Source organism: Rhizocola hellebori (genome assembly GCF_016862955.1).
GTDB classification, from domain to species: domain Bacteria; phylum Actinomycetota; class Actinomycetes; order Mycobacteriales; family Micromonosporaceae; genus Rhizocola; species Rhizocola hellebori.
In genome coordinates, this window is sequence record NZ_BONY01000001.1 from 305,098 (window position 1) to 321,809 (window position 16,712).

Sequence of the window (16,712 nt, forward strand, 5' to 3'; positions counted from 1 at the left end):
ACCAGCAGAGATGTGGCACGAAACCTTCAAACCAGCGGGCAACTCAGGCCGGTTGACCTGGCCCGCGCCCACGGCCTGTCCACGCAGGCGATCAGGAACTACGAGGCGGCCGGGATCCTCCTCGCCGCCGACCGCACCCCGCACGGCTACCGCACCTATACACCGCTTCATGCGCAAGCCCTGCACGCGTTCCTCGCCCTCGTCCCCGGCCACGGCCACCAGACGGCCACGGCGATCATGCAGGCGATCCATCGCGGCGAGACCGAGGACGCGCTGCGGCTCATCGACGAAAGTCACGCCCAGCTGCTCGAGGATCGCCGCACCCTGCAAGCCGTGGAAGGCGCGCTTCGCGACCTCAATCCCTTGCCAGCAAAGGGCGGCGACACCTTCGTCGGGCCCTTGGCCAGAAGGCTCGGCATCCGCCCGGCCACCCTGCGCAAGTGGGAACGCGCCGGCCTGGTCGAGCCACCCCGCGACCCGCATACGGGCTACCGGGTCTACCGCCCGGCCGATGTGCGCGAAGCCATGCTCGTCCACCAGCTCAGACGGGGCGGCTACCGGCTGGAGCAGATCGCCCCGCTGATCGCCCAGGTCCGCTCCGCGGGAGGCATCGCGCCGCTCGCGTCGATGCTGCGCGACTGGCACGCCCGCCTGTCCGCCAAGGGACGCGACATGCTCACCGGTGCGGCCGCATTGGACGCCTACCTCGGGCAAACCTAAGCCACCTCGGTGAGCGCTTGGTCCAAAATGGACAGACCCAGCTCGAGCTCCTCACGCGTGGCGGTCAGCGGCGGGGCGATCCGGAACGTGCCACCCATCGCGGGCAGCTGGACCACGTTGAGGTGCAGGCCGAGCTCGAGGCAGCGCTGGGTGACCTTCTTGCCGAGGACGTCGTCGCTTTCCTTGGTGTTCCGGTCAGCCACCAGCTCGACGCCCTGCATGAGGCCGCGCCCGCGGACGTCGCCGATCACCTCGTGGCGGTCCATCAGCTTGCGCAGACCGGCGTTGAGGAAGTCGCCGAGGTCCCGTGCGCGCTGATCCATCTTCTGCGCTTCGAGCACGTCGAGCACGGTGTTGCCGACGGCCGCGACCAATGGGTCAGACACGTGCGTTGTGTAGAACAGGTAACCCTTCTCGTGGGCTTCCTGCTCGATCGCGGCGCTGGTGACTATGGCGGCCAGCGGCAGCCCGGCCCCGAGCGTCTTGGACAGGGTGAGGATGTCGGGCACGATGCCGTCGCGCTCGAACGCATACCAGGTGCCGGTGCGGCACAACCCGGTCTGCGCCTCGTCGACGATGAGCAGCATGCCGCGTTCCCGGCACTTGGCGGCCAGCGCCGCGAAGTAGCCCAGCGGCGGCTCGATGACGCCGCCGGAGCTGAGGATCGGCTCCACGATGCAGGCGGCGAGGCTGCCCGTCGACTGGGCATCGACCATGGCGAAGGCGAAATCGAGCTGGCGACGCCAGTCCAGTTCACCTTCGGGCGTGATGAAGTCCGGCCGGTACGGGTTCGGCACCGGGATCGCGATGTTGCCGGGCGCGGACGGCCCGTACCCCTTATGCCCGGCGCTATAGGTGGCAGCCGCCGCGGCGTGGGTCATGCCGTGCCACGACCGGGCGAAGGCGACTATCTCGTGCCTGCCGGTGACGAGCTTGGCCATGCGGATGGCCGCCTCATTGGACTCCGCGCCGGTGCTCAGCAGCATCACCTTCTCCAGCGGCTCGGGCAGGGAAGCGGCAAGACGACGCGCCAGGTCCACCACCGGGCGCGAAAGCATGCCGCTGAACAGATGGTCGAGGGTGCCGATCTGCCGGCGCACCGTCTCCACGATGGCGGGATGACAGTGGCCGAGGATCGCGCTCATCTGTCCCGAGGTGAAGTCGAGGATTCGCCGCCCGTCCGAGGTGTACACGAAGCTGCCCTCGGCCCGCTCGATGATCTCGGGCGTGAACGGGCCGCCGTACCGGATGAGGTGTCGGTCTGCATCGGACCAGAACTGCGTCATGGATCGACCGTAGGCCCGGCTCGCCGATGTGGCACGTATCATTTCGCCCGTGGGGCTGCGATTCGAGACGCGCGCGTCCGACTCGCCATGGGTCGACACCGTGTGGACCTGCACGAGCGAACAGGTCGCCGAGATGACTTCGGTAGCGACACCGTGCTGGGGGCTGGTGTTCTGGCAGCAGGAGGGCATCGCGCACGCGAGCATCTCCGGCCCCGAGACCGCGACCGGTAAAGCTCCCGTGCCGCAGGGCGCGACCTTCGTCGGCATCGAATTCGCCGTGGGCACTTGGCTTGCGGCGGCGCCCACACCGGTCCTGGTCGACCGTGGCGTCGAGCTGCCCGACGCCACACACAGGAGTTTTCGGCTGGGCGGCCGGCGCTGGGAGACGCCCGGCCCCGACGACGCGGAGGCTCTGGTCGACCGCCTTGTCCGAGGTGGAGCCGTGGTCCGGGACCCGCTGGTGACCGATGTGCGGCAAGGACGCCAACCGGTGGTCTCGGAGCGCACAGTGGAGCGCAGGTTCCGCGCGGCGACCGGGCTCACCCAAAGTGCGGTAAGGCAGATCGAGCGCGCACGTCACGCGTCCACGCTTCTGGCCACGGGCGTGCCCGTCGCCGATGTGGTCTGCGGGCTCGAATTTTTCGACGAGCCGCATCTGGCCCGTGCCCTGCGCCGCTATGTCGGCCGCACGGCGCGGCAACTGCGCGAGGGCACGGGCGGAGCGATCGCTCTGGACCTGGATCAGTTCACGACGTCGTAGATCAGTTTGACGATGCCGTTCGGGTAGCTCTCCGACGCGCGCAGCCGCAACACCTGCTTGTCCGTGTCCGCCCTGCTGAACAGGCCCTTGCCCGCGCCGAGCAGCACCGGGAAAACCAGAAGGTGGTACCGGTCGAGCAGCCGCGCCTCGGACAGACGCCGCGCCAGCTCCGCGCTGCCATGCACGAAGATCGCGCCACCCTCGCTTTTCTTCAGCGCCGCAACGTCGTCTGTGGAACGCAGGATCGTCGTCGGCCCCCAGCCCGGCACGATCGCGTCGTCGGGCAGGGTGCTCGAGACCACGTACTTGGGCAGCTCCTTGTACACGGCGTGATCCTCCGAGTCGCGCCACAGCGGCGCGAAGGCCTCATAGCTACGCCGGCCGAACATCAGCGCCGTCGTGTCCGCGAGCTCCTCGCCCTTGAGCGCGAACGCCTCGGGCAAGAACTCGATGTCCTTGACCACCCAGCCGGCGCCGCGATGTTCCTCACCGGGCCCACCACCCGGCGAATCCAGCACGCCGTCGAGCGAAACGAACCCCGTATAAACCACTTCACGCATGTGCTGTTCTCCTCAAACGCCAGCATCCACACTCCAGCGCCCACGCTACAAAGCGGCCACCGGGGCCGTCTTGGACGAAAACGACAGCGGCCCGCCAGACCTGGCCGAACTTTGACAGACCGCTACCGATCACCGCAGGCGGCAATTATCGTGCGCCGTATGACGGACGGGGGGTCCGCAAACACCAGTGGCGATCGGGGGCTCGGGCCCGATCGCCTCGATGCGCTGGTGCAGGAGTCTGCCCGCGTGCAATCGGTGCAGGAGCTGGCGCAGTTGTTGCGGGCGCTGCGGCGCAGGCATGCGCGCCGTCGCCGCGACAGCGAGCTGAGCTATCGGGAGCTGGCGGCCCAGACCGGCTGGTCGCACGCGGCGATCGCGGAGTACCTGACCGGCCGCACCCTGCCGCCGACCGATCGGCTCGACGGTCTGCTCAGGGTGCTTGGCGCCTCCGCGGCAGAGCTGGGCGCGGTGGCGACCGCGCGGGACCGCGTCGACGAGCTACGCCGAAGCGAACACGCCGCTGAGCCGGCGTCGGGTGACAAAGCACGGGACAAGGCAGGCGGCGGTGCGCCGATGGTGCCACGTCAGCTGCCCGCGGTGCCGCCTCACTTTGTCGGCCGCGCGGCCGAGCTGGCGGCGCTGTCCGAGCTGGCCGCCCGGCCGCTGGAGGCCGGGACTGTGGTGATCTTCGCGGTGGCGGGGATGGCCGGCATCGGCAAGACCGCGTTGGCCGTGCACGCCGGGCACCGCCTGGCGCAACGGTTCCCCGACGGGCAGCTGTTCGTCGATCTGCGCGGGTTCACCGCGGGGATGTCGCCGGTGCAGCCGGCGCAGGCACTGGATCGCCTGCTGCGCGATGTCGGAGTGCCCGGCGAGCGGATACCGTCCGAGGTGGACGAGCGCGCCGCGCTGTGGCGCAGCATGCTGGCCGGCCGGCGGATGCTGGTGGTGCTGGACAACGCCGCCACCGAAGCCCAGGTGCAGCCGCTGCTTCCAGGCGCGGCCGGATGTCTGGTCCTGGTGACCAGCCGCCGTCGCTTGACCGGCTTGGAAACCACGCACGCGGTGTCGCTGGACACGCTGCCGCAAGCCGACGCGGTCGACCTCTTCGTGCGAGCCGCCGATCGGCCGGAGCTGGCTGCGCAGACGAGGCAGGTGCGGCAGGTGGTGCAGCTGTGCGGCCGGTTGCCCTTGGCGGTGCGGATAGCCGCCGCCAGGCTCAAGCACCGTCGGGTGTGGACAGTGCAAGATTTGCTGGTACGGCTACAAGCCATCACCGGGCTGGAAGCGCTTGATGATGGGCAGCGCAGCGTGCACACCACGCTGCACCTGTCCTACCAACATCTGAGCGCGCCCGCGCAGCGGCTGTATCGCTTGCTGGGCCTGCATCCCGGTCCGGACGTCGACCCCTACGCGACGGCGGCGCTGACCGCGGGCCCGCCCGATGAGGCGAGACAGCTGCTGGACCGTCTGGTCAACGACCACATATTGGAGGAGTCCAGCCCGGGCCGATTCCAGTTTCATGATCTGGTCCGCGCCCACGCGGCCGGCATCGCCGTTGGCGAGGAAACCCCGGCGCAGCGGCGCGCGGCCGTGACCCGCCTGCTGGACCACTACCGGCACACCGCGGCCATGGCGATGGCGGTGGCTCATCCCCACGAACGGCAGCGTCGCCCCACGGTCCCGCCAGCCCCCACGCCCGGTCCTGACCTAGGCGAACGCAAGCGGGCCGAGTCGTGGCTGGACGCCGAGCTGCCCAACCTGCTCGCCGCCGCCCTGCTCGCCGCGCAGCATGGCTGGCCCGAACACCTCTGGCACCTTTCGGCCACGCTCGGCCAGCATCTGCAGACCCGGGGCCGCTACCGGGAGATGCAGACACTGCACCAGCACGCCCTCGACCTCGCCCGCAAACTGGGCAACCACCGGGCTGAGATCGATGCACACCACGGTCTGGGCATCGTGCAGAGAATGCTTGGCCACCATGACAAAGCCGGCGACCATCTCGAGCAGGCCCTGCGGATCGCCCAGGAGATCGGTGACCGGGTCGGCGAAAGGATCGCGCACGACGGGCTCGGCCACGTCTGCATCATGCTGGGTCACCACGAACGGTCCTGCGACCACTACGAAATGGCTTTGCAGATCGCCAGCGGCATCGGTGACCGGTCAGGTGAGCGGCAGGCGCTGACCGGCCTCGGCCACGTCTGCATCATGATGGGCCGCTATGAGGAGGCCGGCGACCATCACGGGCGGGCACTACAGATCGCCAGGGACCTCGGTGACCGTGCCGGTGAACGGCAGGCCCTCACCGGCCTCGGCATGGTCCATCGGATGACCGGCAGTTATGAGCAGGCCAGCGTCCACTACCGGCAGGCTTTGCAGATCGCCCAGGACCTTCGTGACACCCTCGGCGAGCTGCAGACACTCAACGCCCTCGGCACCCTGCACCGGATGCTTGGCCACCACGGCGAAGCCGCCCGGCACTACCAGCAGACGCTCGACCGCGCCCGCGACCTGGACAACAGCAACTGGCAATTCGAAGCCCTGCAAGGACTCGGCCGCCTGCGTCACCTCACCGGCCAGCACGAGCTCGCGCTGACCCACCACCAGCAGGCGTTGCAGCTCGCCACCAATCTGGCCCAGCCCACCGACCAATCGCGCGCACACGACGGCCTGGCTCACGCCTACCGGGCCCTCGATGAGCACGACCAAGCCCGTCACCACTGGCAGTGCGCGCTGGACATCCTGGCCCGCCTTGGCACTGAGCACACCGAGGAAACCAACGTCGCCAGCATCCGCGCCAACCTCGCGGAAATTGATGCACGCCGTCGGGCTAGAGCCTGACCAGGCGCGCGCTTTCGTCCCATAGTTGTTGGGCCACGGCATCATCCTGCGCCAGTTTCGACGGCTCCTTGGCCTGATTCTTCTCGAAGTACAGACCGGTCTTTCCCTCGACCTGCGGGCTGACGGCCAGGTAGGTGATCGTCTCGGCGCCCTTCTCCGGCGAGATCATTCCGAACCGCTTGTACAGCGCCAGCAACGGTTTGGCCGCCCTCGGCGCGCCCGACCAGATGTTGGTGGCCACGCCGCCGGGATGCAGCGCGTTGGCGGTGACCCCGGTGCCTTCCAGCCGGCTGGCCAGGCTGCGGGTGAACAACACGTTGCCCAGCTTCGACCGGGCGTAGGCCCGCATGATCCTATAGCCGCCCCGCTCGTAGCCGAGGTCGTCGAAGTCCAGCGTCGCCATGTAGTGCGCTCCCGACGACACGTTCACTATCCGCGCGGGCGCGCTGCTTTTCAGCAGATCGAGCAGCAGGTTGGTGAACAGGAACGGGCCCAGATGGTTCACCGCGAACGTCGCCTCGATGCCGTCCGCGGTCACCGTGCGGGAGGCATTCACCGCACCGGCGTTGTTGACCAGCACATCGAGCCGGTCGTAGCGCGCGAGCACGTCATTTGCCATCTGCCGGATCGACGCCTGCGACGCGAAGTCGCCAAGCACCGAGTCGACGGCCTCCACGCCCGCGCGCTTGCGAACCTGATCAACCGTGGCCGCCGTCTTCGCGGGATCCCGCCCGGCCAGCACCACCCGAGCCCCATCGCGGGCCAGCGCGACACTGGCCTCCAGGCCTATCCCGCTGGTCGCACCCGTGATCAGAATCGTCTGCACGCCAACGACCCTAACCAACATCCCCCCGGTTCGCGACTTCAGCCTGCCGTGTAGTGGAAATCCGAGAAGGTGGCCCGGGCACCGGTGTTGCGCCACGCCATGACCAGGCTGACGAAGGCCGTGGTGGTGTTGACCACGGGCGAGGCGATCTCGTTCGTGTCGCCTTCGGCATTGCTTTCGGTCTGGCGTCCCACATCCGCGAGATCGACATACCGCACGATCGCGTTCAGACCGGAGCCGCAGATGTCCAGCTGCTCGAAGGTCTTCCCGTCCGCCGTGGTGTGGACGAAGACGGAAGCGCATCCACCGTTGTTGGCCCCTACCACCGGATCGGAAAGGTCGGAGACGGTGAATCCGATCGTGTAGTTGCGGGGAAACGTCTGCCCCTTCACCGCGAATCGCAGCTCAGCGAAGCCGAGGCCGGGCGGTTCGCCCCACGAGCGCAGCTTCGTCAGCGTGGTCCCACCCTCGTCGCATGTTTTGGCCGCCCCGACCAGGGTCCAGATCACCTCGGGTGCATCCTCGTCGCATCCAGGGCTCGTCCGGTCCAGTTTCAGGATCCGCTTCGGAGACGGCGAGTGACTCGGCGAATACGAAGGCGACGCGGAAAGCGATGGGGAAGGCAGCGGCGTCTCCGGGCCGGAGCTCGGCGAAACAGATGTCGCCAGGATGCGCGGCAGCGTGACTTCCTTGCGCTGCTTCACAAAGAAGACTCCCACCACGATCATCAGCGATACCACGAGCGAGCCGGCGATGAGCAATGACGCCCTCCGCCGATTCCAGGCCGCCCGGGCCGCTGGGACCGGCATGGCAAGACCTGCCGCGGCCACGGTGGCCCGCAGCTCGTCGGTGAACCGGCCCGAAGGCAGCTGCGCCCCCGTGACGTCCTCGTGGTGCATGCCGTCCAGCTCGATGGGCAGGTCACACGAGCGCAGCAGAAGCGGGCGCATCGGCTTGCGCAGCCGGGCCGCCCGGCTGATCTCCCGGCGAACCCAAACGCTACCCGCCGAATCTGGCGTCAGGACAACGACGAAAGCCGCGCAGTCGTCGATCGCCTGCTGGATCCTCGGCCCGAAGTTCTCACCGGTCGCGATCGCGGAGTCGAACCAGATCGGCAGCCCGCACCCGCGGAAGTGGTCGGCGAGCCGGTCGACATAGGCCTGATCCGCGCGGCTGTAGCTGATGAACACGTGCCCGGCCATCGAGCCTCCCACACCGCACACCTAAGTCACCTATGCTGCCCAGCCTAGCTGGCGATAACAAGCACCCGGTCGGGCAAGATATGGCCCATGTCTGAATATCTGGCCGCCTGGCAACGGCTCATCGACAGCGACGATCGCGCCGGTGCGCTCACCCGGCATCTGGCCTTCCTGGTGGATTCGCCGGAGTCCGAGGGCCGATTGTCCGCCCTGCTGGAAAAGCTCATCGACGTGCGGATAGAAGAGCAGCGGCTGGAACTGGTCTTCGGATACGAACAGTTCGACGACGAGTGTGTGGTCAGCCTTGAATCGCCATATTTCGGCGATACCAGCGATGCGCCCGCGTCCGTGGCCGAGGTCGCCCGCGTGCACAACGGCATCGGCTGGGAGAGCCTCGGCGGGGGTGGCTTCGGCTTCAGCGGCTTCGACGACGGCTGTTTCCTGGGCGGTGGCGGCTGGGAGGCGGAGGCGCTTACCGAAGCGGCCCAGGAAAACAAGGACTTCCTCGACGAGCTCGACGCGGCCGGGCTCACCGTCGACGACGTCGTGTCCCCAATGGACTATGGGCAGAACTGGCTCATCTGGCATCCGGTCAAGACGAATTCGCGCGGCGAGCCCGCGCTCTACTTCGTCTCACACGGCGACTGCGTGGCCCGGGAGGTGACCCGCGCGCGGGATCTGGCTTTCGGTCCCCTGCTGCTGGCCATCATGGCGCAGGAGATCCTCGATCAGGACGTCCTGGACGAGGTCTACAACTGAGCGCCGGCCCGCCATGCCACTATCAAGCCATGAATCTCCATGCACCATTCACCGGTACGATCTTGCTGCCTGACAAGGCGTTCCCTACCGGCGTGTCGCCCGTGCACACTCCGGACGGCCGAGTGGTCGCCCAGATCCGCTGGCACGCGTTGAGCATGCGCGGCAAGTTCGAGGTCCTCGACCCGTTCGGCCGGGAGGTCGCCTCCGGCGGGTCCGAGAGCATGACCGGGCGCAAGATGGCCCTCCGCGACCCGCGTGGCACGAGCTTGGCCGCACTCAAGCTGAGTCTGATGTGGCCCTCCGGCACGGCCACCCTCAGCCTGCCCGGCGGCACCGAAATAGGCGTCAAGAAAGCCACCTTCAGCGAACGTAAGTTCGCCTTCACCGGCGCCGCCGGTGAGGTTGCCCGGATCACGCCCACCACGGGTGTTTTCTCGTTCCATCCGGACGCCTATGCGTTTGAGGCGTTGCGTCCCGAACTCACCGTGGTTGTGGCCATTGGCATCGCGCAATGCCTCCGTGAGGCCACCAAGTCGACCCGCAACTCGCGCAATTAGACAGTCGGCATTGGACGGTGGGACAGCGGCCCTTGACTTGCCGCAGGCCAACGGCGAGAGTCGCTGAAACGACGATGGGAGTTCAGATGTCTCAATCTTCACGACGGCTCGGCCTCGCCGCGGTGACGGCCGCCGCGGTCGGAATCGTGCTGCTCGCCGCGGGCGCACCCGCGCAGGCATCCGGCGGCACCCCCACCAAGCCTCCGAAGCAAGGCTCCACGCAAAGTTCACGCTAGCGTCGCCTGATGACCTGATCTGAAAATTCCACGCGGGCCGCGATGATTTCTGTTCCGTTGCTTGGTCTAACCTGCTGACCGAAGTTAGCGGTGCCGCGTACCAGGAAAGGCAAGATCATGTCATTTCAGGCATACCTCGACAATATTGAGCTCAAGACCGGGCTCACCCCGCGCCAGTTCCTCGCGCTCGCCAAGCAGCACGGGTTCGACCAGCCCGACACCAAAGCGGGCGCGATTGTCGAGTGGCTCAAAGAGGACTACGGCCTCGGGCGCGGCCATGCGATGGCCCTGGTGCACGTGATCAAGAACGGCCCGAAGATCAGCGCGAAGCACGTCGGCAAGGCCGGCGCGCATGGCGACGAATCCGACACCCTTTGGCTGGATGGCAAGGACAACCGGCCCGCAGCCGCGTAGTGAGCGGGCGGCGGCATGCCCGCCGCCCCCAACCTCGGCCGGCCGATGATCATGGCGACCTTCGCTCTCGGACATTTTCTGCACTATCTGAAGTAGACCACCCCAAGGTGGGATTGACCGATCAAGTTGCTATGTCGATAAAATCCGGGGTGCTCTTCCCCGCTCACCACCCGGCCACGGAAACGGCCTGGTCAAGCCCTGGCTCCTCCGACTCGATCTGGCTGGCCCTGCTTCTCGGCGCGATCGCCGTGGCCGTCGCGGGCCTGACTTGGCTCTCCGGCCGCAGGCTGCAGTCGAATACCAGTGAAGCTTTGGAAAATTTCGACGCGCGAATATTAGATCTTGAGCTCATCCTGCACCACCGCCAGCGCGAAACCGAGTCCATCTACCTCAACCTGCAAGAGCTGGGGCAGCGGCTCGACGATGCGCTCGTGCAAACCGCGCCCTGGCTGGTCGAGGCGGACGTGCGGCTCGGCGAGCTGACCGAGGTCACCGATCAGCTCCACCAGGCGATCGCCCAGCTCGACCAGGCCGAACGGCACCAGGGCCGCCAGCTCAGGCAGATCCTGCACGTGCTGGCCGCGTTGCGGGAACGCGAGCCGGTCGTGACGGTGGAACCCTTCGTCTGCGCGAGCGGTGCCGATTGAGAAGGGACAACTTGATCGCGGCCGCGGTACTGGTTCGGCTCTCCTGGTGGCCCTCGGCGCGCCCGCTGTCGGGCCGGCTGGTGCTGCAGCGCACCGTCACCCCCGATGACCGCGCCGATCTGCGCGTGTGCGAGTTGTGGCTGTCCGAACCATGGGAGGAGCTGGATCTGCTCGCATTGGCGTCGACCTATTCGCCGCTGGAGTGGATCCGGTTGGTCCAGGGCTTGCCCGTCTACGAGATTCAGGGGCCGGTGAGCCTGGTCGAGCTCGAGCGCGACGACCTCGCTGAGCTCGAGAGCTACCTTGCCGAGCCGCCCGGCCAGCTCGGTCTGCGGCAGCTGGCCGAGTTGCGCATCCGTACCCGCGCCTCAGAGGAAAAACGCGTCGTCACCACTGCTCGGCTGTTGCGCGCGGAAACCGATGTGCTGTCGCACATCTTCGACATCCCGTTCCGGGAAACCCTGAATCGGCTCAGACTGTCCGCTTTGGACAAACCGCAGGCCGCCGAGCCGGCGGAGGAGAGCCTTGGCCGCATCCGCCTCGACGATGTGAGGCAGGCCCGCCTCGGCGAGCACCTGTTGGCGCTGACCACGTTCACCGCGCACGCCCGCCAAAGCGGCCTGAACTTCGACGACCTGCTACGCCGCCCTCGTGTCCTGCAAGCGGTACGGAATCTGCAGTGCCACCCGGCCGACACAAACCTCGTGGACGTTCTGCTCGATGAGCTTGCCGACCCGGACTGGGCCATCGAAGCGCACCTCGTCGGTGTCGATGTGCACGCGCTGCGTTCGACCGGGTTCTATGAGCTGCTGAGCACTGGATTGTTCTTCAGCGTCAACGATTCGCCCAGCGGCGACAACAAATTCGTCTACGCGATCTGCGCCCTGCCCGCCGGCAGCGATCTGTTGCGCGAGAACCCCAAGCTCGCTCAGGCCCTGGCCGGTCACCTCTGCCCACGCCTGGCCCTGGAACCCGATGTGGTGCAGGCGCGGGCCAGCCTTGACGAGGTTCTCGCCGCCGTCCCTGTGTCGTGGAAGGACGGACGCATCCGCAACCTGTCCATGTTCCCCGCGGGCGAGGGCGAGGTGCTGCGCATCCGGCGCGCTGACGGCACATCCGGCTTCCAAGCGGTCTCGGTGTCGACCCGGGTGCGCAGCCATCCCCTGCCACAGCCCGACGACACCGGCGTGGTAGCCCCGATCAGGCCGGCCGAGCACGACTATGCAGAGGCCGCTCGCATCGTGCACGAAGGCGAACGCGCGCAAGCGCTGGCCAACCTTGCCCGCGCTGAAGCGGCGTGGAGAAAACACGAGGCTGCCCGGGCGCAGGGGCGCGCCGACGTGGCGGCCGAGATCGCACGGCGCGCCACCGTCGAAGCCGAACGCGCATCGGCGAAAGCCCTCGCGGCCCAAGATGAAGCCGCCACCCTCGACACGCAAGCCGCCCGCGACCGGGCCGATCGCGCAGAATCCTTGTCCGGCAAGCGCCGCGACGCCGCGGATCGCGCGGCTGCGCAAGCGGCCGAGAGCGCCATGAAGGCGAATCTGGTGGACGCCGAAGCCAAGGAGGCGCAAGAGAAGGCCCGCCTGCTGGCCGAAACCGCCAACCGGCTCCGCGCGGAAGCCGAGGAACGCGCCTTCCTCCGGTTCACCAACCAGCAACCGAAGTAACCGGCAGTAATCAACGCGCCACCCTGGCGACGGCCGATGGGTGTCCGATTCGGCCCCTCGATTTTGGGCAGTTCGCCTGGTGATACATGTTGTCACCAAAGCGACCGGTCAGGTTTGCATCAGTGACTATCTATTTGAACCTCGTTACGCTGGGTTTCGCGCGGGCGCCTCAGTCGTCCGACGCTCTTGATCGCGAGGGTTTGCCGAACCGCGGCAACCCGTCTCGGCGATCTTTACCTACGTTCGGGCTACCGCCCAAAAGAGAGGGATCCGAATTATGATCACTTATGCTGATCAAGAGGTGGAAAAGGCTGCGCCGGAGGACTACTCGGCGCAGGTGCGCCGGGCCAGGCGCAAGGTCAGAAAGCAGCGCGACGCCCAGGCCGCCAAGCTCTACCCGCACCTGCGCACCTTCGTGCTCACCCAGGCCGACTCGGTCATGGGCACCGCCACCGACCGCGTGCCGCGCACGCTCACGCTGGTCACCCCCGACCTGGACAACCCATCGCGGGACCATCTGTTCGTCGGCCCGTACCCGGTGCTGTCGGAGAACCACCATTGGGACGCCGCCTTCGAAGAGCTGAACTTCGCCACCTCCGACGGAACTTCGGTGATGCGCGGCAACCTGCGGCTGACCCACTCGCGCCTGCGTGCCTACGGCACGATCGAGGTCGGCGATGAGTCGTTCTCGGTGCAGTACGAGGTTCCGCCCCAGCGCTACCGCATGAAGGTGGCCCAGGACGCCGCCTACCTCAGCGGCTCCCAGGGCGTCATCTCCTGGGACACCAACAGCAGCCGCTGGAAGGACGCCGACTGGAGCGAGGGTTACCAGGTCGGCTTCACCTGGGGCATCAACGGTGAGGAAATCATCGGCGACGAGAAGGTCTACACCTTCCTCGCCACCTTCGACGACATCGCGACCGGCCGCAAATGGGTGCCGGAACCGTACAGCTATCACGGTTTCCTGATGCAGGACTCATCGCTGAACTACGGGCTCAACGCCGGTGTCAAAACCCCGACCGGGGTCGGGGCGGAGCTGTTCCCCTACCAGCTGCGGGTGCGCCTGTCCGAGTTCGCCTACGACTTCGCCGGCGGCATGGTGGTGAGCCAGCCCGGATACAAGGGCAAGGTTTACGGCTGCATCGGCGACTGGGCCGGTGCCCACATCGGTGGCCTTTACCGCCTGCACCGCGACGGTGAGATCGGCGTTGTCGCGGTGCACGACCGCACCTTCTACGCCGGGCTGACCCCGGCCGCCCACACCGAGTTCGACGGCAACCGGGTCCGCTGGTCCGGCCTGCCCGAGATGGCAGCGGCCGAGGCGGGCCTGCCCACCGAGGGCTACTTCGTGTTCTCCCACGACGGCTCGAAGATCGTCGACGGTTCTGTCGCGGGAGGCGGGCATCGCGTGCACGCCGACCGGATCGTCTCGCTGGCGGGCAAACTCGGCTCCGCCGAACTGTGCTCGATGCTCTCGCACACGCTCGACGCGGGTGCCGGAGCGGGCCATGACCTGACCGAACTGATCAGGATGAGCCAGTTCACGACCAACGCCAAGGGCGAGTACTACGACGTGGTCCAGCAGGGTTCGATGGACGACTTCTACACGATCCTGCAGAACTACATGGACACGGATCTGCGGACCAAGTTCTTCCGCGCGAGCCCGCCGCCTCTGGACCCGGTGCTGCGCGGCATCGCCCACACCAAGGGCACCAAGGGCACCGACCCGATTCCGTGGTACGGCTCGCTGAGCGTCCCCTACACCGCCACCGCGGTCGGCAAATTCAGCGACGACGACTACGCCAAGAACCTGAACACGATCCGGGCCGAATCCTGGCTGTCCACCACCACCTCCGCCAGCGACGTGATGGCCGCCCAGGGCCCATTGCTTTACCAGCGCAGGTATCTACAGAAGCACGACAGCCTGGAGTGGTTCCTGCTCGACCAGCGCAACAACGCCGACAAGTACGCGCCAATAATCGACGCGAAGGCGGAGGAGTGGCTCAAGCAGGCACGCGACACCAACGTCGGCACGCCCGAGCAGCTGGAGGAGATGGAAAAGCAGATCAAGGCGCTCGCCGATGCGGCGAAGAAACACAAGCAGTACTGGGCTTTCGCTCTCTACACCTACGCGATGACGCCCGCCTACCTCAACTTCTTGCAGGCTCTTCTGCTGTCGGGCGTGGACTTCGACGGCTCCGAGTTCAGCCAGCGCGTGCAACGCACCGTCGCGCTGCTCAACGTGCTCGACACGAACAGCTTCTTCTCGCAGCAGTATGCCTATACGCTGCAGATGTTCCAGCTGAGCTCGATCCTGCCGCAGATGATCGATCTCGGCGTGGACATCGAGAAGTTCCACTACGTCGTGAAGCTGATCATCGACAAGTTCATCGACACCTACCTCAACAGCCCCGACCCGGGCATGCGCGAAGCTGCCGAACAGCTGCGGCTGCACGCCTCCGAGGACACTGTCACCCGCATGGTGGCCATCATGCGTACCAGCGCGGCAGTTGGTTACGGCCTGGGCACTTGGGCGTTCCTCGCGAGCACCTTCGAAACCACCTGTGCCAGGGTGCTGTCGTGGGTTCCTACGGTCGTGGTGCGTGCCGGGGCGCTGGCCTGTGCCGGTCTCCTGCTGAGCTTCTTCCTCACCGGGTCGGCGGACTACGAGAGTCTTCCCCCGGAGAAGAAGGCGTTTGTGATCACCTCCGGGGCCAACATCGTTGCCGTCACCCTGCTGCCCGTGGTGCGGCGCGTGGTGGCGCTGGCCCAGGTATGGAACTCCAACGTTGGCCTCGCCAAGAACCTCAAGATGTTCGTCAGCGGCAAGCTCATGTCGGAGGCGCAGAAGACCGCGACGAGCGGACTGCGCGGCTGGCTCATCCAGGAGGCCGGGCCGAAGGTTCCCGCTTCGCGCCTGAGCTTCAAGCAGTGGTGGAGTGCCCGGCAGGCGACTGCTGAAACAGCGCAGCTGTTGTCCAAGACGCCAAAGGGCGGCCTGCTGCGGGTGTTCGGCAAGAACGTCACGATGTTCATGGCAAGGACACTTGCCGCCGGGTTCGCCATCCTCGGCATCGTCATGTCCGCGATAGATCTGCACAACAGCGGTGAGCCGCTGGAACGGGCGGTGCACGCCATGTTCCTGATCGCCTCCTGCCTGGAACTGGTCGCCATAATGGGCGGCTGGATGCTGGCCGGCTCCTCGCTGGCCGTCGGCGGCATGCTGGTCACCACGATCTTCTCGATCGTGTCGGTGGTGGGCTTCGTCGCCCTGCTCATCGGGGCGGTCCTGCTCATCCTCCTGATGACCCAGCCGCAGCAGTCGCCGGTAGAGAAGTTCGCCAAGGAACAGGCGGGCGGCCTGTACATGGAGTACAAGGTGGCTATCGAGTCGTTCCGGCTCTACATGCCGATCTCGCAGCCGCAGCGCTCCGGCATCGCCGTGTTTCCGTTGGGCAACCGGGCCAAGGCCCTCACCATCGGCTCGGACGGCCGGGTCACCCAGGGGACGTTCGACTCCACCGGGCACACCGCGTTCTACATCGACACCGACGAGCAGGGCCGGGCGCTCATCGGCGCGCCGATCGTCAACACCGCGGGCAAGCAGGTGCTGCAAACCCTTGCCAGCAACGCTGATGGCGCGGTCACGTCCGTCAACTTCGACAGCACCAACCCGCCGCTGGATCCGAAGCTGCAGTGGTACGCGGTGCCGACGGGTAACGGCGTCTACGAGCGCGCGGCCAACGGCGTCGACGAACTCAAGGCGGCGCCGTTCGTGCTCTACAACGCCTACTGGGCCGACAAGATGAAATCCATCAGATTCCTCGCCACCGATTCGGCGGGCGGCTGGACGCTGACCGACAACCCGATGCTCGCCACCGGTCTCCAGCTGGAGATGGTCCCCACCAAGCCGGCCGAGCTGAGCATGAGCGACGTCTCCTGGCTAACCATCGCCCACGACGAGCGCACCACCCCGGCCCTGCACGTGCCGGGCAGCCTGCCTCGCAAGTGGAGCATCAGCCCGGCACTGCCGGACGGGCTGGAGTTCAACACCGAGGACGGCACGCTGAAGATGCGTGAGGGCTATAACGTCCCGCCCGCGCCGAAGCAGACCTACACGGTGAAGGTCAGCAACGATCTCGACTCGGTGCAGACCTCGTTCAGCCTTGAGGTGAAGCCTCCCCAGGAGGAGCTGTTCTTCGCCTGATCGGCACCGCCACGGGTCCCCGCCATCGGG

14 protein-coding genes are annotated in these 16,712 nt (G+C 67.0%); 10 read left to right on the top strand and 4 right to left on the bottom strand.

What is annotated here, in order from left to right:
• Positions 1 to 12 precede the first annotated feature (12 nt).
• Positions 13 to 720, top strand: a complete 708-nt coding sequence (locus tag Rhe02_RS01345; RefSeq protein WP_239123190.1) for a TioE family transcriptional regulator — start codon at positions 13 to 15, stop codon at positions 718 to 720.
• Here Rhe02_RS01345 and Rhe02_RS01350 read toward each other — a convergent pair.
• The gene (locus Rhe02_RS01350; RefSeq protein WP_203906121.1) at positions 717 to 2,006 is read right to left on the bottom strand and encodes an aspartate aminotransferase family protein; all 1,290 of its coding nucleotides are present in this window, start codon (positions 2,004 to 2,006) and stop codon (positions 717 to 719) included. The genes Rhe02_RS01345 and Rhe02_RS01350 overlap by 4 nt on opposite strands.
• Positions 2,007 to 2,055: 49 nt before the next feature.
• Here Rhe02_RS01350 and Rhe02_RS01355 point away from each other — a divergent pair, with 49 nt between their 5' ends.
• Positions 2,056 to 2,766, top strand: a complete 711-nt coding sequence (locus tag Rhe02_RS01355; RefSeq protein ID WP_203906122.1) for a helix-turn-helix domain-containing protein — start codon at positions 2,056 to 2,058, stop codon at positions 2,764 to 2,766.
• Here Rhe02_RS01355 and Rhe02_RS01360 read toward each other — a convergent pair.
• The gene (locus tag Rhe02_RS01360) at positions 2,748 to 3,326 is read right to left on the bottom strand and encodes a dihydrofolate reductase family protein (RefSeq protein WP_203906123.1); all 579 of its coding nucleotides are present in this window, start codon (positions 3,324 to 3,326) and stop codon (positions 2,748 to 2,750) included. The two genes, Rhe02_RS01355 and Rhe02_RS01360, sit on opposite strands and share 19 nt — an antisense overlap.
• 159 nt (positions 3,327 to 3,485) lie before the next feature.
• Between Rhe02_RS01360 and Rhe02_RS01365 the strand changes: the two genes are divergently transcribed.
• Positions 3,486 to 6,167, top strand: a complete 2,682-nt coding sequence (locus Rhe02_RS01365; protein WP_203906124.1) for an ATP-binding protein — start codon at positions 3,486 to 3,488, stop codon at positions 6,165 to 6,167.
• Here the strand turns inward: Rhe02_RS01365 and Rhe02_RS01370 are convergent.
• Positions 6,157 to 6,993, bottom strand: a complete 837-nt coding sequence (locus Rhe02_RS01370) for an SDR family oxidoreductase (RefSeq protein WP_203906125.1) — start codon at positions 6,991 to 6,993, stop codon at positions 6,157 to 6,159. The genes Rhe02_RS01365 and Rhe02_RS01370 overlap by 11 nt on opposite strands.
• Positions 6,994 to 7,031: 38 nt before the next feature.
• A complete protein-coding gene (locus Rhe02_RS01375; protein WP_203906126.1) occupies positions 7,032 to 8,207 on the bottom strand; it encodes a toll/interleukin-1 receptor domain-containing protein in 1,176 nt (391 codons plus the stop codon).
• 75 nt (positions 8,208 to 8,282) lie between these two features.
• On the opposite strand from Rhe02_RS01375, the gene Rhe02_RS01380 reads away from it, so the two are divergent.
• The 7 genes from Rhe02_RS01380 to Rhe02_RS01410 all read left to right on the top strand — a co-directional run bounded on the left by Rhe02_RS01380 (position 8,283) and on the right by Rhe02_RS01410 (position 16,682).
• Entirely contained in the window at positions 8,283 to 8,951 is a 669-nt protein-coding gene (locus Rhe02_RS01380) for a hypothetical protein (RefSeq protein ID WP_203906127.1), read from the top strand.
• Positions 8,952 to 8,980: 29 nt separating this feature from the next.
• Positions 8,981 to 9,508 carry a hypothetical protein gene (locus Rhe02_RS01385; RefSeq protein ID WP_203906128.1) on the top strand — a complete coding sequence of 176 codons (528 nt, stop codon included), beginning with the start codon at positions 8,981 to 8,983 and terminating at the stop codon, positions 9,506 to 9,508.
• An 86-nt stretch (positions 9,509 to 9,594) separates the two neighbouring features.
• Positions 9,595 to 9,744, top strand: a complete 150-nt coding sequence (locus Rhe02_RS01390; protein ID WP_203906129.1) for a hypothetical protein — start codon at positions 9,595 to 9,597, stop codon at positions 9,742 to 9,744.
• A gap of 117 nt (positions 9,745 to 9,861) precedes the next feature.
• Entirely contained in the window at positions 9,862 to 10,158 is a 297-nt protein-coding gene (locus tag Rhe02_RS01395) for a DUF4287 domain-containing protein (protein ID WP_203906130.1), read from the top strand.
• 131 nt (positions 10,159 to 10,289) lie between these two features.
• Positions 10,290 to 10,805, top strand: a complete 516-nt coding sequence (locus Rhe02_RS01400; RefSeq protein WP_203906131.1) for a hypothetical protein — start codon at positions 10,290 to 10,292, stop codon at positions 10,803 to 10,805.
• Entirely contained in the window at positions 10,802 to 12,475 is a 1,674-nt protein-coding gene (locus Rhe02_RS01405) for a hypothetical protein (RefSeq protein WP_203906132.1), read from the top strand. The genes Rhe02_RS01400 and Rhe02_RS01405 overlap by 4 nt, the downstream gene beginning before the upstream one ends.
• A gap of 277 nt (positions 12,476 to 12,752) precedes the next feature.
• On the top strand, positions 12,753 to 16,682 hold the full coding sequence (locus Rhe02_RS01410) for a hypothetical protein (RefSeq protein WP_203906133.1): 3,930 nt from the start codon (positions 12,753 to 12,755) through the stop codon (positions 16,680 to 16,682).
• The last annotated feature ends 30 nt before the right edge of the window (positions 16,683 to 16,712 follow it).